This is a genomic window from Gammaproteobacteria bacterium (assembly GCA_003696665.1).
Lineage (GTDB): Bacteria > Pseudomonadota > Gammaproteobacteria > Enterobacterales.
In genome coordinates this window covers 1-21,232 of the sequence record RFGJ01000137.1, presented here as the reverse complement: position 1 = coordinate 21,232, position 21,232 = coordinate 1, and the positions used below count along the sequence as shown (strand labels likewise).

Here is a 21,232-nt window from a genome sequence, read left to right as displayed (position 1 = left end):
GCGAGGCTTTAGCTTTTTGCGAGACGGTCCTCTGGATATGAGAATGGACCCGTCAACGGGAGAAAGTGCGGCCGATTGGTTGGCGCGCGCGAGTGTTGAGGAAATTGCCGATGTTTTGTGGCGGTTTGGAGAAGAACGATTCAGTCGCCGTATTGCGCGCGCCATTGTTGAGGCGCGCGACCGAGGCATACGGTTCGAGCGCACACGCCAACTGGCAGAATTGATTGAAAAAACTGTCCCAAAGCGAGAGCCAGGTAAACATCCGGCGACAAGAAGTTTTCAGGCCATCCGCATTTGGATAAACGATGAACTTGGCAGTGTTGAGCGTGCCTTACACAGTACCCTTGAGGTGCTGGCGCCGGCAGGTCGCTTGGTCGTGATTAGCTTTCATTCGTTGGAAGATCGGATGGTTAAACGCTTTATGCGCGAGCAGTCTCGTGGGCCTCAACACCCACGGGGGTTACCAATTCAGGAAGCGTCGAAACCCGCGCTTTCTGTGATTGGCAAGGGGATACGGCCAACTGACAGTGAAATTGAGAAAAATCCGAGGGCGCGCAGTGCGGTGATGCGCGTTGCGGAAAGGAGGAGGGCGAATGACTAAAACTGAGCATTTGCCCCGCCTTCTGTTGAGTGATGTGTGGCGTCATCCGTTCGTCACATTGTTGGTACTGGCCATTGTCACGAGTGCCGTCTTGGTTGTGCAACAGGCCTGGAAGTACCGCACGTTAAATCAAACTTTAGTGGTAAAAACCGCAGAGCTGAGGCAACTCGATGTTGAGTGGCGAAAGTTGAGACTCGAGCATCAGGCACTTGCTGAACCAGCACGAGTCGAACAGCTCGCAAGAAAAAAATTAAAGATGCAAGCCGTGTCTCCGGAAAAAGAAGTGGTGGTGCGATGAGCAGGAGTTTGAGCGACACTCAAAAGCTGGCGCGGCAGGTGGCGAAACGGCGACAAATCGGCGCCAAAAAGAAGTGGCAACCCACCACATACTGGGGAAGGCAAGTGTTTCTCATGGTTGTCCTGTTGGCCTTGCCAATTGTTGTCATTGGTCGTGCGGCATACATCCAATGGGTGGCGCGGGATTTCTTGCAGGCACAGGGTGATGCACGAACCGATAAATTGAGCCGGCTACCAGCGCTTAGAGGCACTATTACGGATAGAAACGGAGAGGAGTTGGCCATCAGCATTCCGGCATGGACGGCATGGATGGATGTGGCGCGGTTCTGGCAAAAAATTGACCACAAGCCAGGGTGGTGGTCGTCCCAAAAAGCCAAAGCGCTTGCGGAATTGGTCGGAAAAACTCCGGAAGCACTTAAGCAATGGCTAGAAGAGCGTCGTCACCGCCGATTTGTGTACTTGTCCCGACTTCAACGTCGCAGTGTCCGCGACCGGTACGTTACCTTGAAAATCCCTGGTTTGAACTGGCTCGAAGAACAAAAACGCTATTATCCAGCTGGCGAGGTGACTGCCCATGTCATTGGATTTACCGACATTGATGGTCGCGGTTTGGAAGGCATTGAACGGGCTTACGATGTGTGGTTGCAAGGCAAGCCTGGTGAACAGTTGTTGAAATATGATCTTTACGGCAATGTCATTGAGCGGGGTGAAGTGCTGCGTGCGCCCAAGGATGGTAAAAACATCGCCTTGAGCATCGATTTGCGCGTACAGAGCATTGCATACTTGGCGCTTAAGCGAGCGGTCGCTGAACATCGCGCCAAAGCCGGCAGCGCGGTGGTGCTGGATGTCAATACCGGCGAAGTTTTGGCGATGGTCAACCAGCCTGCTTACAACCCGAATAATCGAGCGTCCATACGCCCAGGTCTGACACGCAATCGAGCACTCACCGACATTTTTGAGCCTGGCTCAACATTTAAACCGTTCGTGGCCGCGATGGCTTTACAAACTGGTCAATATTCCCCGGAGAGTGCGATTGATACGGCGCCGGGTTATATGAAGGTCAATGGGTTCTGGGTGCGTGATGGGCATAACAATGGAAAGTTGACGCTAACCGGTGTGATCCAGAAGTCGAGTAACGTCGGCGTAGCCAAAATTGCTTTGGCCCTAGATACAGAGTTTTTTGTCGATACCTATTATCGGCTCGGCTTCGGAGTGGATACGGGCACTGGTTTCCCAGGTGAGAGTGCAGGTAAATTTCAGGTGCGGGCGCGTTGGTCTGACATCGAAAAAGCCACTCTTGCCTATGGCTATGGGATTGGCGTCACCGCCACGCAGTTAGCGCGTGCCTATGCGGTGCTGGCCAATGGTGGGCGATTACTACCGGTCAGCCTCGTAAAAGCTAGCGGCATTAATGTGGGCGAACGCGTGTTGCCAAAAGTGGTGACGCGACAAGTGTTGGAAATGATGGCGCATGTGGTAGAAGAAGGTGGCACTGGTCACCGTGCCGCAGTTAAAGGTTACCGTGTTGCCGGGAAAACAGGAACAGCGCGGAAGGCGATCAATGGCGGTTATGGCGATGATTATGTTGCCGTGTTCTCAGGCATCGCTCCGTTGGACAACCCTAGGATCGCAGTCGTCGTCGTGATCGACAGTCCCCAAGGCGAAGAATACTACGGTGGGGACGTCGCGGCGCCTTTGTTTCGTGAAATTGCGGCGCGTACCTTGCGCTGGCTTGGCGTGCCACCGGACCATGTTACGCAACCGTTGGTGGCGGGCGCGAGCATGACCTTGGAGGGCGATGACGGATGAACAAGGTCCTCCTTTCGCAGCTTTTGACAGATGTGCCGCATGAAGTACTGGTCGGCGGTGATGTGGAAATTGGCCATTTAGCGCTGTCGAGCAAAGACATCAAGCGACATAGCTTATTTATTGCATTGCCAGGCAATGTTGTGGATGGGCGTGATTTTGTAACGGCTGCCGTGTCGTCTGGTGCGGTTGCGGCGCTTGTCGAACGCGAAGGATTGAGCGATGACCAGCGTCAGGAGTTGCACAGCTTGACCGTGCCGGTGATTGCCGTCCCACAACTGCGCAGCCAGCTTGGCGAGATGGCAGCGACCTTTTGGCAATGGCCGTCAAAGTCACTCTCAGTCATTGGCGTGACTGGCACCAATGGAAAAACATCGGTGTCCCAGTATATTGCTCAGATTTTGTCAATTTTGGCCGCACCTGAGTCGGTTAGGGTGATGGGCACATTGGGGGTCGGTCTGCCTGATAATTTGGTGCCAACCATTAACACCACGCTTGATGCCATTGCTAATCAAAATTATTTGGCCAAATGGCGTGAGGAAAAGGTCCGTTATGTGTCGATGGAAGTCTCTTCCCATGCGCTAGTGCAGCATCGGGTGAGAGGGATTGCTTTTCAAGTTGCGATTTTCACCAATTTGACACGGGACCATATTGATTACCACGGTGATTTTGAAGCCTACGCAGCGGCTAAGAAAACCTTATTGACTGACTATGGTGCCAAGCACATTGTCATCAATCTTGATGATGAGCGTGGCCGAAAGTGGGTGAGCACTCACCTCTCTGGAGAAGCTATTACTTATGGCTTTTCTGAGTCGGCGATGGTGCGGGCGCGTGATGTGACGGCATCTGATATGGGCCAGGCATTTGTCCTTGAGGCAGAAGGTGGGGAGTGGCAGTGTCACGTGCCCTTACTCGGCAAATTCAATATCAGCAATGTGTTAGCGGCAGTGGCTGCCGTGCGACAACTTGGTTTCGCTTGGGAGGCTATTGTACCGTGCTTATCGGAACTCAAGCCGGTGCCAGGTCGTATGGAAGTGCTGGGCAGCGGGGAACAACCGACTGTTGTGGTGGATTATGCCCACACACCAGATGCCCTTGAGCAAGCCTTACAGGCACTTAGGCCACATGTCAAAGGACGTTTGTGGTGCTTGTTCGGTTGTGGTGGTGACCGCGATGTGGGCAAGAGGCCGTTAATGGGTGAAGTTGCCGAGCGGTTGGCGGATAAGGTGATCGTCACAGACGACAATCCCAGGTTTGAGGATGGCAATCGGATCATCGCCGACATATTGGCAGGTTGTCAGCGGGTGTCACACATCGTCGTGGAACGGGATCGTCGGGCGGCGATCGAGCGTGCTATTCGTCATGCCAGCTCAGATGACATCATTCTGATTGCAGGCAAAGGACATGAACGGTTTCAAACCATTTCGGGGCGCAAGTTGCCGCACTCTGACAGCGAGGTGGCGCGCGAGATACTCCAGGAGGTGTCAGCATGCACCTGAAACTGTCGGAGGTAGCGAAGGTTTTGGGCACATCGTGGCGCCATACGCACGATCCATTGGTTTGTGGTGTATCGACGGACACCCGATGCCTTTCATCGGGCGAGTTGTTTTTTGCGTTGCGGGGCGAGCGTTTTGATGGCCATGCCTATCTTTCAGAAGCCGAGCAAAAAGGTGCCGTGGCGGCCGTCGTCACGCGTGCCTCGTCAGGTGTCAGTTTGCCACAGATTGAGGTGCCGGACACCCGGAAGGCATTGGGTTTACTCGCCGCGCATTGGCATCAACTGTGTGGCGCTTCAACAATTGGCATTACGGGCAGTGTTGGGAAAACGACTGTAAAAACTTTGTTGGCGTGTTTGCTGGAGCCGCATGTTTGCGTGACCCAAGGAAATTTCAACAATGACATTGGCGTGCCACTGACGCTTTTTTCGGAATCGCCCGACGATAAATTTGCGGTGATTGAGATGGGCGCGAACGCGGCTGGTGAAATTGGCTATCTGGCCAGTTTGGCACGTCCTCGTGTTGGGGTATTGACCGCCATTGCGCCGGCCCATGTGAAGGGCTTCGGATCGGTTGAGGGAATTGCGCGAGCAAAATCAGAATTGTTTGCATCACTGCCAGAGGATGGTGCGGCTGTCACTACGGTTGATGTCGCGAAATGGCGGGCTGTTCGAGATGCCATCGGCCAGCGGCGGTTGAAGCGTGTCGCACTGGCACGTGAACCAGGTGCGGATTTATGGATTGAACAGACCAACGTAAAGGACGACGTTTGGCACGTAAAGACGGGCGGCTGTCTCCAGATTGACTTTCAATTGCCGCTGTTGGGTCAACACAATTTGCAAAATGCCCTGCTGGCTTTGGCTGCGGCATCACAAATGGAAGTTGACCTCACCGAAGCGGTGCAGCGTTGGCAAAACCTTAAGCCGGTGGCAGGCCGCATGGAAAAATTGCCAGGATTGCGGGGTAGCACGTTGATCAATGATGCCTATAACGCCAGTCCCGCCTCTGTTCGGGCAGCCATTGATTGGCTGGCGACACAGCCAGGCCGAAGAATTTTGGTCTTGGGAGATATGGCTGAGCTTGGCAATGAGGCCAGTCGTTACCATCAAGAGATGGGAAACTATGCCTCACAACAGGGCATCGACCAACTGTTAGGTATTGGTGAGTTAAGTGAGGCGGCAGTCATGGGATTTAGCGGAAACGCTGAGCATTTTGCCAACGCCGATGCCTTATGTGCTTATTTGCAGCAGCACCTGACAAGGGGGGATGTTGTGCTCTTTAAAGGCTCAAGGGTCATGGCACTGGAGCGAGTCATTACTCACTTAAGAGAAAAAGAACAAGAAGAGGGTCTCTGATGTTACTTCTTTTGACAGAGTGGTTAGTGCAATTTGATAGTTTTTTTGGCGTTTTTCGCTATTTGACGCTTCGCGCCATTTTGAGTGTATTGACGGCTTTGGGTATATCGTTGGCCATTGGGCCCTATATGATCCGGAAACTGTCCCAGTATCAAGTTGGTCAGACAGTTCGTGATGATGGACCTCAAACGCACTTGAAGAAAGCAGGCACGCCAACCATGGGCGGCGCCCTTATCTTGCTTTCCATTGCGTTAAGCGTGTTGCTTTGGGCGGATCTGAGCAACCGCTTTGTTTGGGTCACACTCTTTGTGATGCTGAGCTTCGGCTTCATTGGATTGGTCGACGACTACCGTAAGTTGGTGCTCAAAAATCCGAAGGGCCTGCCTGCTCGCTGGAAATTCTTTTGGCAGTCCGTTTTCGGTTTGGCGGCAGCGATTTATTTGTATACGTCAGCCCAGTCCCCGGCGGAAACACAGCTCATTGTCCCAGTGTTCAAAGAGGTCGCGATACCATTGGGCGTCGGCTTTGTCGTCATGACCTATTTCGTCATTGTCGGCTCCAGTAACGCTGTCAATTTGACCGATGGCTTGGATGGTTTGGCGATCATGCCCACAGTCATGATTGCTGGTGCTTTGGGCGTATTTGCGTATGTGATAGGACATGCGAAGTTTTCAGTTTATCTGGGTTTCCCTTACATCGCTGGTGTCGGTGAACTGCTGTTGATATGTGGTGCCATTGCTGGCGCTGGCCTCGGGTTTCTTTGGTTTAACACGTATCCAGCCCAAGTGTTTATGGGGGATGTGGGTTCGTTGGGGCTGGGGGCCGTCCTCGGCGTGATTGCCGTAATTACTCGGCAAGAACTGGTGTACTTCATCATGGGCGGCGTTTTTGTCATTGAGACCTTGTCGGTCATTTTGCAGGTGGCCTCGTTCAAGCTCACTGGACGGCGGATTTTTAATATGGCGCCGTTACATCATCATTTTGAGCTCAAAGGTTGGCCCGAACCTAGGGTCATTGTGCGGTTTTGGATCATCACCATTGTCTTGGTGCTGATTGGTCTCGCGACATTGAAGGTGAGATAGATGACGGCAGTAGAATTGACACAACCTGTTGTTGTGGTGGGGCTTGGGAACACCGGTGTTGCGGTGGCGAAATTCCTGTCGCGCCACGGTATTGCTTTCGATTGTGTCGATTCACGCACCAATCCACCGGCCTTTCACGAAGTTCGGGCGTTACCCCATTTGCGGCGAATTCACACAGGCGATTGGGAGATGTTGTCCGAAATCGACGAGGGCACGGTGATAGTAAGTCCAGGACTGGACCCGTCGCTGCCCATTTTTGCTCGGCTCCGGGAGGCCGGAGTCGAGGTGTTTGGCGAAATTGAGCTCTTTGCCCGTGTCAACGAAAAACCGGCTATTGGCATCACCGGTTCGAATGGTAAGTCGACAGTGACGGATCTGACAGCGCACCTTGCTCGTGTAGCCGGTTTACGCGCGATCGCGGCCGGCAATATAGGTACGCCCGCGATTGAACTCGTGGATCGAGATGAAATTGACTTAATTGTCCTTGAGCTTTCGTCGTTTCAGCTGGAAACAACACAAAGTTTGTCGTTACAGTCAGCGACCATACTGAATATCTGCGACGATCATCTCGACCGGCATCGGACACTAAAGGCATATCAAGACGCCAAGCGGCGGATTTTTGCGCATGCGAAACAAGCTGTGCTGCCTGTGGAGTTGGAAAATTTTGTTGACGGCCTCCCAAGAATCCTGTTCGGCGCAGGCAAAAAGGCCGACTATCGGCTCCATGAGGGGAAACTCTGGCGCCATGAAGATCCGCTTCTGTCTATCGATGCACTCAAGATTAAAGGCCAACACAATGCCCTGAATGCCCTTGCTGCGATTGCGTTGCTTGAAACAGCGGGGATTCGGTTTGATGACGCCATGCGTGAGGCATTAGTGCAATACCGAGGGCTCCGCCATAGGTTTGAGTTCGTCCGTACGGTACGTGGCATTCACTATATCAATGATTCGAAAGCCACTAACGAAGGGGCGGCGCTGGCAGCCTTGGCGTCAGCAAGGGCACAGTGCGATGACGTGATATTGATTGCGGGAGGAGATGCCAAAGGCGCGTTGCTGAAAGGACTTGCCGAGGCGATTAATCACTCCTGTTCTGGGCTCGTGATCATTGGGCGCGATGGCGAAAAAATCGCGCGTCAAGTCAGGCGAGAAATACCAGTGTTACGCGCCACGAACATGAATGAAGCGGTTATGTCCGCGCGAGCATTGGCGCGTGAAGGCAGCATGGTGTTGTTGTCGCCGGCTTGTTCGAGTCTCGATATGTTTGCAAGTTATGAGGCACGCGGTGACGCGTTCTGTGCCGCTGTGGCGCAACTGGATGGTGACGGCGATGAAACATGAGACCACTATGACACGCTTTCACGAGCCAGACTACGACCGCGTGCTCGCGTTGTCCGCGGTGGCCCTAGTGCTGCTCGGTTGGGTGATGGTGAGCTCAAGCTCTTTCTCAATCGCCCACCATCTGACGGGTGATCCGTGGCACTTTTCAGTTCGACACGGCATTTACCTAGTGCTCGGTTTTGGCTTCATGCTTGCGGTGACTTCAATTCCGTTGCGCCATTGGGCGGTGCTGGGGCCGATATTGTTGATTTGTGGTCTTTGTTTGCTGGTCCTTGTGTTGATCGTGGGCAAGGAGGTGAACGGAAGCCGTCGTTGGTTGAGCTTCGGCATCATGAATTTGCAGGTGGCTGAACTGGTCAAGCTATTTGTCGTGGTTTATTTGGCCAATTATCTTGTGCGACGCGCCGAACTAGTACAAACCCGACTCGAAGGCTTCGTTCGACCCCTTTTAGTGATGGGCGCTGTGACCGTTTTGTTGCTGTTGCAGCCCGACTTTGGTTCGGCTGCGGTCATTGTGGCCACGGTGTTGGCCATGATGTTCTTGGGTGGCGCTCGGCTGTGGCAGTTTATCGTGCTGTTGATTGTGGTGATTGGTGCAATGGCGTTTGTGGCGACGTCGGAAGCCTACCGAGTCAGACGGCTAACGAGTTTTCTTGACCCATGGGCTGACCCATTCAGGGACGGCTATCAGTTGGTGCAATCGCTTATTGCTTTTGGCCGTGGCGGTGTTTGGGGAAGCGGTTTGGGCGACGGTGTACAAAAAATGGCCTTCCTGCCGGAGCCACACACCGACTTTATCGTCTCGGTGATTGCAGAAGAATTGGGCCTAATCGGACTGGTGGTAGTGGTTGTGCTCTTTACTACGATTCTGTGGCGCGCCTTATCCATTGGCCGACGGGCTTTGAAGCAAAAGGCTTGCTTCACGGGTTACCTGTGTTATGGATTGGGGTTTTCCCTCTTTTCTCAGGCCATGGTGAATATTGGTGTCGCGAGCGGTTTGTTGCCAACCAAAGGGTTGACGCTGCCGTTAGTGAGCTACGGTGGTTCAAGTCTGTTAATTTCGATGGCCAGTATCGGGCTCCTATTGCGCGCTGACTTCGAAACACGCCACCCGCATCTGGAGGGAGCACGATGAAGCGCGTGATGGTGGTGATGGCTGGTGGCACCGGTGGACATATCTTCCCCGGCATCGCGTTGGCGGAAAAGGCAAAAGCTGCCGGCTGGGAGGTTCATTGGATTGGTGCGGAAGGGCAGATGGAAACTGAATTGGTCCCGAAATACGACATTGTGTTGCATTTGCTACCGGTGGAAGGATTACGCAGGCGCGGTGTGCGCGCACTTATCCGCGGTGCTTGGCGAATGATTGCAGCGACCTTCAAAGCCATACGCCTGTTTCAACAGCTCCAACCCGCGACAGTGGTTGGGTTCGGTGGCTATGTGAGTGCGGCAGGCGGCGTGGCAGCCATCGTCCGTCGTATACCCTTAGTGCTGCATGAACAAAATGCCATTGCTGGTGCAACCAACCGGTGGTTATCTCGCTATGCGACGCTGGTGGCCGAGGCATTTCCCAATACCTTTGATCGTTCTCTACCAGTGGTAACGGTGGGCAATCCTGTTCGACAAGCGATTCAGGAACTTCCAGCGCCAGTCGAGCGATTTGCGCAGCGAGAAGGGGCATTGCGCATTTTGGTGGTAGGAGGCAGTCGAGGTGCGAAAGTGCTTAATGAAGTCGTGCCACAAGCGTTGGCACAACTGACCAACAAGGTTTTGATGGTTCGTCATCAGGCAGGCCGAGGTAATCAAGCGACGACAGAAGGCGCCTATCGGCCAGCGGCGGATATTGGACACCAAATTGAGGTGAGTGAATTTATCGATGACATGGCTGGAGCTTATGCATGGGCCGATCTCGTGATTTGTCGAGCGGGCGCCTTGACTGTATCAGAGCTCATCACAGCGGGCCTTGGGGCGGTATTGGTGCCCTATCCGTACGCTGTGGATGATCACCAAACAGCCAATGCCCGACATTTGACAGAGCATGGTGCTGGCGAATTACTGCCACAAAACGAGTTGAGCGCAACGCGCTTGGCGAGCTTGTTAAGCGAGATGACGCGGGCGCGTTGCCAGCAAATGGCTGAACAGGCGTATCGATTGCGACCGGGTGATGCTGCAGCATCATTGCTTGCGCTGATAGATAAAAAGGTAGTTGCACAATGACGAGGAATGAACGACCGCTTGCTCGATTGGCCGCCAAAAGAGGCGTGTCGAGAATCCATTTTGTCGGCATCGGCGGCGCAGGCATGAGTGGCATTGCCGAAGTGATGCTTAACCTTGGTTTTCAGGTCAGTGGTTCCGATTTGCGTCGCTCAGCAACGACAGAACGACTCGAGCAATTAGGTGCCCGTATTTTTATTGGTCATGCTGCTGCCAATATTGAGCAGGCGGATGTTCTGGTGGTCTCCAGTGCGGTGCGCGAGGACAACCCTGAATTGCGCGCGGCCCATGCCAAGCACCTGCCGGTTCTACCGAGGGCAGAAATGCTCGCAGAACTGATGCGCTTCCAGCAAGGGATCGCGGTTTGTGGCACGCACGGCAAAACGACCACCACGTCATTGATCGCTGCCATTTTGGCGGAAGCAGGTTGCGACCCGACTTTCGTGATCGGTGGTTTGCTTAACCAGGCAGGAACCCATGCACGCTTGGGACAAGGGCACTATTTGGTGGCAGAAGCCGATGAAAGCGATGCTTCATTCTTGCATCTTCAGCCATTAGTGACAGTGGTCACCAATGTCGAGCCCGAGCATATGGACACTTATCAGGGCGACTTTTCACAGCTGGAAGGCACTTTTGTTGAATTCTTGCGTAACCTGCCATTCTACGGGTTGGCCGTCGTGTGTGCCGACGATGAGGTTGCGAGACGGCTACCAGAGCAGGCCGCGCGCAAGTTTGTGACTTATGGTTTTGCGACGGACGCAGACTATCGTGTGGTCGCGTGGCAACAGACGAGCACTCGGGTGTCATTCACCCTCAACCTTCCAGACGGGACGACGCACGATTTCGACCTCGGTCTACCCGGGCGCCATAACGTGCAAAATGCCGCGGCAGCCGTCGCTGTGGCCTTGGAAGAGGGGCTTGATGTCAAGGTCGTACAACAGGCACTGAAGCACTTCAAGGGAATCGGACGTCGTTTCGAAGACTGGGGAGAACGGAACTTGGCCTCGCATCAGGTGCGGGTGATCGATGATTATGGTCATCACCCGACTGAAGTGGCGGCAACGATTGCCGCGGCGCGAGCGGCGTTTCCCGAGCGTCGCTTGGTGATGTTATTTCAACCGCACCGTTACACCCGGACCCGTGATCTCTATGAGGATTTTGTGCAAGTCCTAGCCGAGCCGGATGTCCTCCTGATGCTTGATGTCTATGCCGCTGGCGAGGACCCAATTGTCGGTGCCGACACCAAATCACTGTGTCGTTCGATTCGCTTGAGCTCTCAAAAGGAACCTGTCTATGTCGCGGAGCCAGAGCAGTTGCTTGATGTGTTGCGTCGCCATTTGATGGATGGCGATGTCCTGATAACGCAAGGGGCAGGCAATGTTGGCCAAATTTGTCAGCGGTTAATTGCCCAATCGAAAACCGGGGGAGAAAAGCCATGATCAGCAAGGCACAAAAAGAAGCTTTGGGACGCGTTGCCGTGGTGATGGGGGGCTATTCGGCCGAGCGTGAGATTTCGCTGGTGTCAGGTAAGTCCGTCTACGAAGCCTTGCAGTCGGCAGGCGTAGATGTGGTGGCCATCACCGTTGACAATGATTTAATTCGCCCCATTCTGGCCGAAGCGCCCGATCGAGTGTTTATTGCCTTGCATGGTCGTGGTGGAGAAGATGGCGTCCTCCAAGGAGCGCTTCAAGCGGCAGGTATTCCGTACACCGGCTCTGGCGTGTTGGGCTCGGCAATTGCGATGGATAAAGTGAAAACACGAAACCTCTGGGCAGCAGCCAAATTACCGGTGGCACCGGGTTGGGTCATCGATGCGCCAGAGCACGTCGATGAAGAAAAAGCGCGTTTGATTTTGGCGCGTTTGGGACCGAAGGTCGCGGTTAAACCAGCCAATGAAGGATCAAGTGTCGGTGTCAGCAGTGCCGAAAGTGTGGATACTTTGCTTACGGCGATTCGGGAGGCTGCGCGCTACGACCAAAATATACTAATTGAGCACTGGATAGACGGTGATGAATATACCGTTGGGATCCTCAACATGCAGGCCTTGCCAAGCATTCGCATTGAGACGCCGGAAGGCTTTTATGACTATCAAGCGAAGTACCAGTCGAATTCGACTCAATATCACTGTCCTAGTGGCTTGTCTGATGAAGAAGAAGCAAAGCTCGGTGAAATCGCGTTGCGCGCGTTTCGTTGCATCGGTTGCTCGGGCTGGGGGCGAGTCGATCTGATTCGTGACCGGGTGGGACGGTGGTTTTTGCTTGAGGCGAATACAGTCCCAGGCATGACGCCAAAGAGTTTGGTGCCAATGGGGGCCAAACAAATCGGGCTTTCGTTCGAAGCCTTGTGCGTGCAAGTCATTCTGAGCACTTTGGAGTAGCGGCTTTATGGCGAAAAAGATGGCGACACCACGCATCAAGCGTGACAGAAAAGCAGAATTGCAGGCAATTATCCGTGCTGTGATTGCCTTCTGGCCGATCTGGTTTGTCGCCACCACCGCCCTGACGGGACTTTTGGCCTATCGATATTGGCCAGCCGATTGGCGCGTAAATGTCATTTGGGAACGATGGACGAAGCCAAGCACACCAATTGCACTGGATAATATTCACGTGCACGGTGAATTGCGTTACTTGTCGCCCGAAAGAGTACGCGACATGGTGCGGGAGGCCATACAACAGGACGTCATAAAGACAGACTTGACGAGCGTTCAGGCACATTTGTTGACCAATGCTTGGGTGCGCCAGGTTCGCATTAAGCGCCGGCCTCCAGCTGATTTAGATGTTTTCGTTGAAGAACGGCGCCCGCTGGCGCGTTGGCAAGAGAGAGGACTAGTGGATGTGAATGGCGAAGTTTTTATACCTGAGCATATGCCGACAACTGCACCGAAAATTTTCGTGGATGTGCCTAAGGATTCGGTGCGTGAGGCTTTGCTGGTCCTTCGGCAAGCCGTCAACAAATTGGCCAAGGAGGCACTGCGTCCAGTGGGGGTCGGACGCGATGTGCTTGGGACATGGCGAGTTGAATTGGCCAATGGCGTGAATTTAGTGCTCGGCCGTACTGACTTGCCAACAAGATTGGAAAGGGTGACAAAAGTCTGGCCAGCGATTGTGGCGCATGGAGCGCCTGAGACGTTGGATCTTCGGTACAAACACGGTATTGCCGTGCGTTACGCAGCGTTGCGCGAAGCACAGAAACAGGAAAATTAAAATGAAAAAAGAACAAGACAAAAACCTGATCGTAGCGCTTGATATTGGTACGTCAAAGGTGGTCGCCATCGTCGGTGAAATCCGCGACGATGAAGATGGCATCCATGTGATTGGATTAGGCTCGCATCCATCCACTGGCCTGAAAAAAGGCGTTGTGGTCAACATTGAGTCGACTGTTCAATCGATTCAGCGTGCCGTGGAAGAGGCAGAATTGATGGCGGGCTGTCAGATTCATTCTGTGTTCACTGGTATTGCTGGCAGCCATATCAAAAGCCTCAATTCATCTGGTGTTGTGGCCATTAAGGACGGTGAGGTTACCCATCAGGACGTGGAGCGGGTGATAGATGCGGCCGGCGCCGTCGCCATTCCGGCCGACCAGCGCATCCTTCATATCCTGCCGCAGGAATTCATCATCGACTATCAGGACGGGATTCGTGAGCCCATCGGTATGTCTGGTGTGCGTCTTGAAGCGCGCGTCCACATGGTCACCGGTGCGGTCAGCGCAGCACAGAATATTGTCAAGTGTGTAAATCGTTGCGGGTTGGAAGTCGATGACATCATCCTCGAGCAATTGGCATCGAGTTATGCCGTACTGACCGAGGACGAGAAAGAATTGGGCGTTTGTCTGGTCGACATTGGTGGCGGCACAACGGACATTGCGGTGTTCGCTGGTGGTTCCATCCGACATACGGCAGTTATTCCTATCGCGGGTGATCAGGTGACGAACGACATTGCTTTGGCGCTGAGGACGCCAACACAACACGCTGAAGAACTGAAAAAGAAATACGCCTGTGCACTGCGGAAATTGGCCTCGCCGGACGAGACCATCGAAGTTCCTAGTGTTGGCGAACGACCGCCTCGTCGATTGTCGCGGCAAACATTGGCGGGGGTGGTTGAACCTCGTTATGAAGAATTATTTACGTTGGTCCGCGCTGAACTTCAGCGCAGCGGTTTCGAAGAAATGACCGCCGCAGGCATTGTCCTGACCGGTGGTGCTTCCAAGATGGAAGGTTTGCTCGAACTCGCGGAAGACGTATTCCATATGCCTGTGCGTTTGGGCACCCCGCAAAAAGTCACAGGCCTGACGGATGTGGTCAGTAACCCAATTTATGCCACAGGCGTAGGTTTGTTGCTGTATGGCAAACAACAACTGCTCGAACGAGCAGAAACACCGAATCCGGTCAGCAGTTTCAAGCAACTGCTGGATAGGATGAAAGCCTGGTTCAAGGGCTTTTAATTGCACTCACTCAGACGGAAATAAAGAGGAGAAATACGATGTCAAACAACTTATTCCAAATGGTCGAAAATCCGGTGGCGCAGGCGACCATCAAGGTCATCGGCATTGGTGGCGGTGGTGGCAATGCTGTCGATCACATGATGGAAGCCAAAATTGACGGGGTGGAATTTATTTGTGCGAATACCGACGCACAAGCACTAAGTCGTAGTCAAGCGCCGATCACTCTGCAGTTGGGCAGCAGTATCACCAAAGGGCTCGGCGCCGGGGCCAACCCAGAGGTTGGCAAACAGGCGGCGCTGGAAGATCGGGAGCGTATTGAACAGGTATTGCAGGGCACTGATATGGTGTTTATTACCGCCGGTATGGGCGGTGGTACCGGTACCGGTGGGGCGCCTGTGGTGGCCGAAATCGCGCGTTCCATGGGTATTTTGACTGTCGCTGTGGTGACGAAACCGTTCAAATTTGAAATGAAGAAGCGAATGATGGTCGCCGAGCAGGGCATCAAGGAACTGCGTAAGCATGTCGATAGCCTGATCATCGTGCCCAATGACAAGTTGCTGGAAAACTTGCGTGGCGCCAAGCTAATGGAGGCGTTCAAGGCGGCCAATGGCGTGCTCCATGGTGCGGTGCAGGGCATTGCCGAGCTGATCACGTCGCCTGGGATTATCAATGTTGACTTTGCTGACGTCCGTACGGTGATGTCGGAGAAGGGTATGGCAATGATGGGCAGCGGTATTGGCAACGGTGAAAACCGGGCCCGTGAGGCAGCTGAACTCGCGATTGCAAGTCCGTTCCTTGAGAATGTCGACTTGAGTGGTGCGCGCGGCATTCTCGTGAATGTCACGGCAGGCGATGACCTTGGATTGGAAGAATACGCGGAAGTCGGCAATATCATCAGCGAATTTGCTGCGGAAGATGCGACAGTAGTCATCGGCACTTCAATTGACCCGGCACTGAATGGACAGTTGCGGGTGACTGTGGTGGCCACCGGTCTTGGGCGTGAACAAGATCTGGAAAATGAAGCGCCCAAAGCTTCAGTTCGAGTCGTAGAGTCCAATTCCGAGCCGAAAAAGGCCGAGGAGGCGGTGAATTACGACGAACTCGAAGTGCCGACCATCACCCGTAAGCAAAACCCAGTAAAAACCGCCGTTGGAGCAATCGAGGACATGGATTACCTTGATATTCCGGCGTTCCTGCGCAAGCAAAACAATTAAAGCATTGTCCTCGGCGTCAAGGATGGCGGCTGAGTGAGTGAAGCGTTTGTGCGCACATCGCTTTTCGCGGTGTGTGCATAAACCATTTTCAAACAAGCGTTAGAAATGGTATGATGTGCGCAAATTTTGACCAGTGACGGGCAAAATATCCGGAGAACGGACGATGTTTGGCGCCGGTTTCCTAGAACACCGGACACAAACAGGTAACATGAGAACTGGTTTATGCTCAGGCAACGCACACTGAAAAATATGATTCGAGCCACTGGTGTGGGGCTCCACACTGGTGAAAAGGTATTTTTGACCATACGTCCAGCACCTCCGAACGCTGGCATTTTGTTTCGCCGGGTCGACCTGACCCCCGTTGTTGAGATTCCTGCCACACCTGAAAATGTGGGCGATACCACCATGTCAACCTGTCTGGTGAAGGATGGTGTGCGTGTAGCTACGATCGAGCATTTGTTGTCGGCGATGGCTGGCCTAGGCATTGATAACGCCATTATTGATGTCAGCGCCCCCGAAGTTCCGATTATGGATGGCAGTGCAAGCCCCTTTGTCTTCTTGTTGCAGTCGGCTGGCATAGCAGAACAAAATGCGCCCAAACAATTTATTCGTATTAAAAAGACGGTGCGCGTCGAAGATGGTGACAAGTGGGCCGAATTTAGGCCATTCAACGGTTTCCGCATTAACTTTCAGATAGATTTTGACCATCCGGCGATACGCCGCTCTGGCCAAGAGGTCACGTTTGACTTCTCGACTATGGCGTTCTTTAAAGAGATTGCGCGTGCCCGGACGTTTGGATTCCTCAAGGACATTGAATATCTCCGTCGCCATAATTTGGCGCTGGGTGGTTCTTTGGAGAATGCGGTGGTCCTTGATGAATTCCGCGTATTGAATGACGACGGTTTGCGTTATCGTGACGAATTCGTGCGGCACAAAGTGTTGGACGCGCTAGGCGATCTGTACTTGCTCGGCAAAAGTGTGATTGGCGCTTTCCATGGCTACAAATCAGGTCATGCGCTGAACAACAAGTTAGTTCGCGCCCTGATGGCCAATGAATCAGCGTGGGATATTGTCACATTTGAAGATGGCGCGAAAGCACCGGTGTCTTTTCAGGTGGGGCAGCAGCTTCTGGCATAATCAAGGCAACAGGTTTTATCACCCCGACGGGGTGACCTTGCATGTGATTGTGCTCAATCCGGCGAACTGCGGTCTTCGGCGCAAGTTGTTGAGAAAGTCAATTCGTTCGTAATTGAAGCGGTTCGCCGTGGCACCATTTCGAAAACACAAGACCAGATGCCCACCGTCAAGTCGAGCATTGATCAAATCAGCCCTCGCCCATTCAGGCAGCATCTCGCAAATTTCCGCAAAAACGGATTTGTGCGCCTTTATCTTGTCAAACAAAAACTTGAGATCCGAACCGGGATCGGTTAAAAGTTGTTCTATCGACGCAGGATGCGGTCGCGGTGCTTTTTTGTGTCCGCGATTTTTAGTATGGGGCGCCAATGTACGGTGTGCGCGAACAGAACGCGCAATGGCATCCAGATCAATGGGGTCGTCGGACATGATATTAAGCCCCAAAATGTGAGATTGATTATTTTCAAGTTCATTCTAATCGACCGAGGCGCGAAATGAAACTGATGTTGCTGCACCACACACCGCGCGGTTTGAAGCGCTACCCTTTGACGCGCGGCCGGCTGCTGGTGTTGGCGTTATTTGCCTTTGTCGTGTTTCCAGGGCTTGCGGTGTTGGCAACTTTGCGCTGGGTAGAGCAGCACTCGGTGCCGGCAGACATTGCGGAGATGGCCTTAAAGTCTGCCCAGATGGAACTGGCGCAAGCGCGGCAAGAAGTGGAAAAGCTGCGTCGTGACACACAACTAAAACTAGAGACGCTCAACCGTCGTTTTGGCGCTTTGCAAGGCGAGATAATGCGCATCAATGCGGTGGGTAAGCGTCTGCTTGATGTCGCCGGCATTGACACCGATGAATTTGACTTCGAGTCAGTTCCTCAGGCGGGTGGCCCAGAGCACACCATTGGTTCGCAGCTCCAAGCCGATCAATTAACCACCGCCATCGAGCAAACCAATCAGCTTTTGTCTGAAAAAGGCAAGATGATCTCGGTGCTGGAGTCGGTGTTAATGAATCGCGAGCTTGATATTGAGCGTTATATTTCTGGGCGACCAGTGGTGCGTGGTTGGAATAGTTCAAAGTACGGTAAGCGGATAGATCCAATCACCGGCAATCCAGCCTGGCATGAGGGAATGGATTTTGCCGGCAAGCTTGGCGACCCTATCGTTGCCACGGCGTCTGGTGTCGTCAGTTTTGTTGGCCAGAAATGGGGTTATGGGCTCACCGTGGAGATCAGTCACGGCAATGGGATTGTGACGCGCTACGGGCATAACCAGAAAATATTGGTCAAGCCGGGGCAGATAGTCCAAAAAGGACAGCAGATCGCGACCATGGGCTCCTCCGGACGCTCCACCGGCCCACATGTTCACTACGAAGTGTTGGTCAACGGTCGTGCCGTTGACCCAAAAAAGTATGTCTGGCGGCGTGAGAAAAACTCTTAATGAGTTACTTGTCCGCCATGAGATAATCACCAAGCGATTGAAATTGCGCAGATAACACGTGATTGACCGGTTGGGCGATTTCGGCAAGGTTCTGCCAGCTGGCGCCCCGTACCAAATAAGTCAGTGTCACGCGCGTCCGTTGCTCAGTCAGCGGGGAAAATTGCCAACGCATCAAGCCATTCGCTCCCATGGTTTGCAGAGGACCAAGTGCACCTGCCAAGCGAATCTCTCGTCCCGGATGAACAAAAATGACCCGCATATGCACAGCGCTTTTGTTCCCAGCCCGTTCACAAAAGCACCCGCCCGCATAATTATCCAGCCTCAAAGTACTACTGCGGCCAAACCAAGTGTGGCGTTTGTCCCACCATGCATCAATTTGCAAAAGACCTTGATAGGCGCGCGATGCACTGATCGGCCATTCCTGTTCTATATGAATCAGAAAGCCATCGGAAGCTGTCTTCTCGACTTTCGCTGTACTGTAGGCGGCAAGTAGGCCAAACGCGAGTAACGCGATGTGCCGCAAGTAGTTATCAATCACAATGCGCACCTGTTGTTTGTTGAACGAAAAAAGGGCTAGGAATATTGATAGTAGCACTGGTGAGTTGCCCTTGAATCCAGTATCCTAAGCCCCCATAAAATCATTTCACAATGATACCAGTGACTTGGGGCTGGAGCAGTCGCTGAGCGTACTGTTTTTTATTGTTCAGATGGTGATGATCCATGTTGGGAAAACTTGCAAAAAAAATATTCGGCAGTCGTAACGATCGGGTCCTTCGGAAACTTAACAAAAAGGTTCAGCAAATCAACGCATTGGAGCCCGAAATCGAAAAGCTTTCGGACGAACAACTGCGCGCCAAAACAGATGAATTCAAAGCGCGCCTTGCCAAAGGTGAAACCCTTGATGACCTCTTAGTTGAAGCCTTTGCCGTCGTGCGTGAAGCGGCGCGTCGAACCTTGGGGATGCGGCATTTCGACGTGCAGCTGATTGGCGGTATGGTGTTGCATATGGGGAAAATCGCCGAAATGCGCACCGGTGAAGGTAAAACACTGGTGGCCACTTTGCCGGTCTATCTGAATGCCTTGACGGGCAAGGGCGTGCATGTGGTGACAGTCAATGACTATCTGGCCAAGCGTGATGCTGACTGGATGCGACCGGTTTATGAACTGCTCGGTATGAAAGTGGGCGTGATTTATTCTGGCCAGCCCCACGAAGAGAAAAAGGCCGCCTATGCAGCCGACATCACTTACGGCACCAATAACGAATACGGCTTCGACTATTTGCGCGACAATATGGCCTTCAGCCTCGAAGATAAGGTACAGCGTGAGTTGCACTATGCCGTGATCGACGAGGTTGACTCAATCTTGATCGACGAAGCGCGTACGCCATTGATCATATCCGGAGCTGTCGACGATAACACCGAGCTCTATGTCAAAGTCGACAAAATCATACCGAAGCTCAAAGAGCAGATTGAAGAAGGCGAGGATGAACTCGGTCGGCCCATCGTGAAGGAACCGGGAGACTATACGCTCGACTTGAAAGCGCGTCAGGTATACCTGACCGATGAAGGTCAAGAAAAGGTTGAGCAACTCTTGAAAGAAGTCGGCCTACTGGATAAGGACGCTTCGCTGTTCGACACGGCAAGCATCACCTTGCTGCACCATGTCTATGCCGCGCTGCGGGCACATACTTTGTTCAAGCGAGACGTGGACTACATTGTCCGCGACGGCGAAGTGATCATCGTCGATGAGCACACTGGTCGAACCATGCCCGGACGCCGTTGGTCAGAGGGTTTGCATCAGGCCGTCGAAGCCAAAGAAGGTGTGCCGATTCAGGCCGAGAGCCAGACGCTGGCGTCGATTACCTTCCAAAACTATTTCCGTCTCTATGAAAAACTGTCGGGCATGACGGGCACAGCCGATACTGAAGCCTTTGAGCTGCAGCAGATTTATGGCCTTGAGGTTATCGTCATCCCCACCAACAAGCCGATGATCCGGAAAGACTACGGCGATTTGGTTTTCTTGACCCAGCGGGCTAAGTACAAAGCGATCGTAAAGGACATCAAAGAGTGCATGGAGGCCGGACGGCCGGTGTTGGTCGGGACGGCGTCTATCGAATCGTCCGAGTACCTGTCGAATCTACTCAAAAAAGAGGGCATCAAGCACGAAGTGTTGAACGCCAAGCATCATGAACGAGAGGCCGAAATTATCGCGCAAGCGGGCCGACCGGGCGCGGTCACCATCGCCACCAACATGGCTGGCCGTGGGACTGACATCATCCTAGGCGGCAACTGGAAAGCAGAAGTCGAGAAGCTCGAAAACCCCACCGAAGAACAGATTGCAGCCATTAAAGCGGATTGGCAGAAACGACATGATCAGGTGGTCGCCGCGGGTGGCTTAGCCATCATTGGCACCGAACGCCACGAATCCCGCCGAATCGACAACCAGCTTCGTGGCCGGGCGGGCCGTCAGGGCGATCCGGGCTCCAGCCGTTTCTATCTGTCGATGGAAGACAACTTGATGCGCATTTTCGCCTCTGAGCGCATGACCATGATGATGCAGCGCATGGGGTGGACTGAAGACGAGCCGATCGAACACAAATGGGTCTCCCGAGCCATTGAGAATGCACAAAGAAAAGTTGAGGCGCGCAACTTTGACATCCGTAAAAACCTGCTCGAATACGACGATGTGGCCAATGATCAGCGCCGTGTCATCTATGAGCAGCGCAACGAAATCATGGCCACTGATGATGTGTCAGACATCATTGCCAGCTTCCGCGAAGAAGTGATCGATGCCGTGATTTCCGAGTACATCCCGCCAATGAGCCT

At 53.3% G+C, this 21,232-nt stretch carries 19 protein-coding genes; 17 read left to right on the top strand and 2 right to left on the bottom strand.

Annotated elements, in window-relative coordinates:
- The 15 genes from rsmH to D6694_04255 form a co-directional block, all read left to right on the top strand.
- On the top strand, nt 1-601 hold a 601-nt coding region (rsmH, locus tag D6694_04325), incomplete at its 5' end, for a 16S rRNA (cytosine(1402)-N(4))-methyltransferase RsmH (protein ID RMH45793.1).
- Complete coding sequence (gene ftsL, locus D6694_04320) at nt 594-899, top strand: cell division protein FtsL (GenBank protein ID RMH45792.1); 306 nt, start codon at nt 594-596, stop codon at nt 897-899. The genes rsmH and ftsL, both read left to right, overlap by 8 nt.
- Nucleotides 896-2,707: a peptidoglycan glycosyltransferase FtsI gene (locus tag D6694_04315; GenBank protein ID RMH45791.1), complete on the top strand. Its 1,812-nt coding sequence runs from the start codon at nt 896-898 to the stop codon at nt 2,705-2,707. The genes ftsL and D6694_04315 overlap by 4 nt, the downstream gene beginning before the upstream one ends.
- The gene (locus D6694_04310) at nt 2,704-4,203 is read left to right on the top strand and encodes a UDP-N-acetylmuramoyl-L-alanyl-D-glutamate--2,6-diaminopimelate ligase (GenBank protein RMH45790.1); all 1,500 of its coding nucleotides are present in this window, start codon (nt 2,704-2,706) and stop codon (nt 4,201-4,203) included. Before D6694_04315 ends, D6694_04310 begins: the two co-directional genes overlap by 4 nt.
- Nucleotides 4,194-5,555, top strand: coding sequence for a UDP-N-acetylmuramoyl-tripeptide--D-alanyl-D-alanine ligase (locus D6694_04305; protein RMH45789.1), 1,362 nt, complete (start codon nt 4,194-4,196; stop codon nt 5,553-5,555). Before D6694_04310 ends, D6694_04305 begins: the two co-directional genes overlap by 10 nt.
- Nucleotides 5,555-6,637 carry a phospho-N-acetylmuramoyl-pentapeptide-transferase gene (locus D6694_04300; GenBank protein ID RMH45788.1) on the top strand — a complete coding sequence of 361 codons (1,083 nt, stop codon included), beginning with the start codon at nt 5,555-5,557 and terminating at the stop codon, nt 6,635-6,637. Before D6694_04305 ends, D6694_04300 begins: the two co-directional genes overlap by 1 nt.
- Complete coding sequence (gene murD, locus D6694_04295; protein RMH45787.1) at nt 6,638-7,975, top strand: UDP-N-acetylmuramoyl-L-alanine--D-glutamate ligase; 1,338 nt, start codon at nt 6,638-6,640, stop codon at nt 7,973-7,975.
- Nucleotides 7,908-9,110 (top strand): putative lipid II flippase FtsW, encoded by a 1,203-nt coding sequence (gene ftsW / locus D6694_04290; GenBank protein RMH45786.1) that lies wholly within the window; start codon nt 7,908-7,910, stop codon nt 9,108-9,110. The genes murD and ftsW overlap by 68 nt, the downstream gene beginning before the upstream one ends.
- Nucleotides 9,107-10,189, top strand: a complete 1,083-nt coding sequence (gene murG, locus D6694_04285; protein ID RMH45785.1) for an undecaprenyldiphospho-muramoylpentapeptide beta-N-acetylglucosaminyltransferase — start codon at nt 9,107-9,109, stop codon at nt 10,187-10,189. The genes ftsW and murG overlap by 4 nt, the downstream gene beginning before the upstream one ends.
- The gene (locus tag D6694_04280; GenBank protein ID RMH45784.1) at nt 10,186-11,625 is read left to right on the top strand and encodes a UDP-N-acetylmuramate--L-alanine ligase; all 1,440 of its coding nucleotides are present in this window, start codon (nt 10,186-10,188) and stop codon (nt 11,623-11,625) included. The genes murG and D6694_04280 overlap by 4 nt, the downstream gene beginning before the upstream one ends.
- Nucleotides 11,622-12,563, top strand: coding sequence for a D-alanine--D-alanine ligase (locus tag D6694_04275; GenBank protein RMH45783.1), 942 nt, complete (start codon nt 11,622-11,624; stop codon nt 12,561-12,563). The genes D6694_04280 and D6694_04275 overlap by 4 nt, the downstream gene beginning before the upstream one ends.
- 7 nt (nt 12,564-12,570) lie before the next feature.
- The gene (locus D6694_04270; GenBank protein ID RMH45782.1) at nt 12,571-13,389 is read left to right on the top strand and encodes an FtsQ-type POTRA domain-containing protein; all 819 of its coding nucleotides are present in this window, start codon (nt 12,571-12,573) and stop codon (nt 13,387-13,389) included.
- Nucleotide 13,390: 1 nt separating this feature from the next.
- Nucleotides 13,391-14,626: a cell division protein FtsA gene (gene ftsA / locus D6694_04265; protein RMH45781.1), complete on the top strand. Its 1,236-nt coding sequence runs from the start codon at nt 13,391-13,393 to the stop codon at nt 14,624-14,626.
- Nucleotides 14,627-14,664: 38 nt separating this feature from the next.
- Nucleotides 14,665-15,840: a cell division protein FtsZ gene (gene ftsZ / locus D6694_04260; GenBank protein RMH45780.1), complete on the top strand. Its 1,176-nt coding sequence runs from the start codon at nt 14,665-14,667 to the stop codon at nt 15,838-15,840.
- A gap of 222 nt (nt 15,841-16,062) precedes the next feature.
- Nucleotides 16,063-16,977, top strand: coding sequence for a UDP-3-O-acyl-N-acetylglucosamine deacetylase (locus D6694_04255; GenBank protein ID RMH45779.1), 915 nt, complete (start codon nt 16,063-16,065; stop codon nt 16,975-16,977).
- Nucleotides 16,978-16,995: 18 nt separating this feature from the next.
- On the opposite strand, the gene D6694_04250 is transcribed toward D6694_04255, so the two are convergent.
- Entirely contained in the window at nt 16,996-17,403 is a 408-nt protein-coding gene (locus D6694_04250; protein ID RMH45778.1) for a hypothetical protein, read from the bottom strand.
- A 65-nt stretch (nt 17,404-17,468) separates the two neighbouring features.
- Between D6694_04250 and D6694_04245 the strand changes: the two genes are divergently transcribed.
- Nucleotides 17,469-18,407 (top strand): M23 family metallopeptidase, encoded by a 939-nt coding sequence (locus D6694_04245; protein RMH45777.1) that lies wholly within the window; start codon nt 17,469-17,471, stop codon nt 18,405-18,407.
- A 4-nt stretch (nt 18,408-18,411) separates the two neighbouring features.
- On the opposite strand, the gene D6694_04240 is transcribed toward D6694_04245, so the two are convergent.
- The gene (locus tag D6694_04240) at nt 18,412-18,954 is read right to left on the bottom strand and encodes an SRPBCC domain-containing protein (GenBank protein ID RMH45776.1); all 543 of its coding nucleotides are present in this window, start codon (nt 18,952-18,954) and stop codon (nt 18,412-18,414) included.
- A gap of 173 nt (nt 18,955-19,127) precedes the next feature.
- On the opposite strand from D6694_04240, the gene secA reads away from it, so the two are divergent.
- Nucleotides 19,128-21,232 (top strand): preprotein translocase subunit SecA (secA, locus tag D6694_04235; GenBank protein ID RMH45775.1); only part of this gene is annotated, 2,105 nt, incomplete at its 3' end.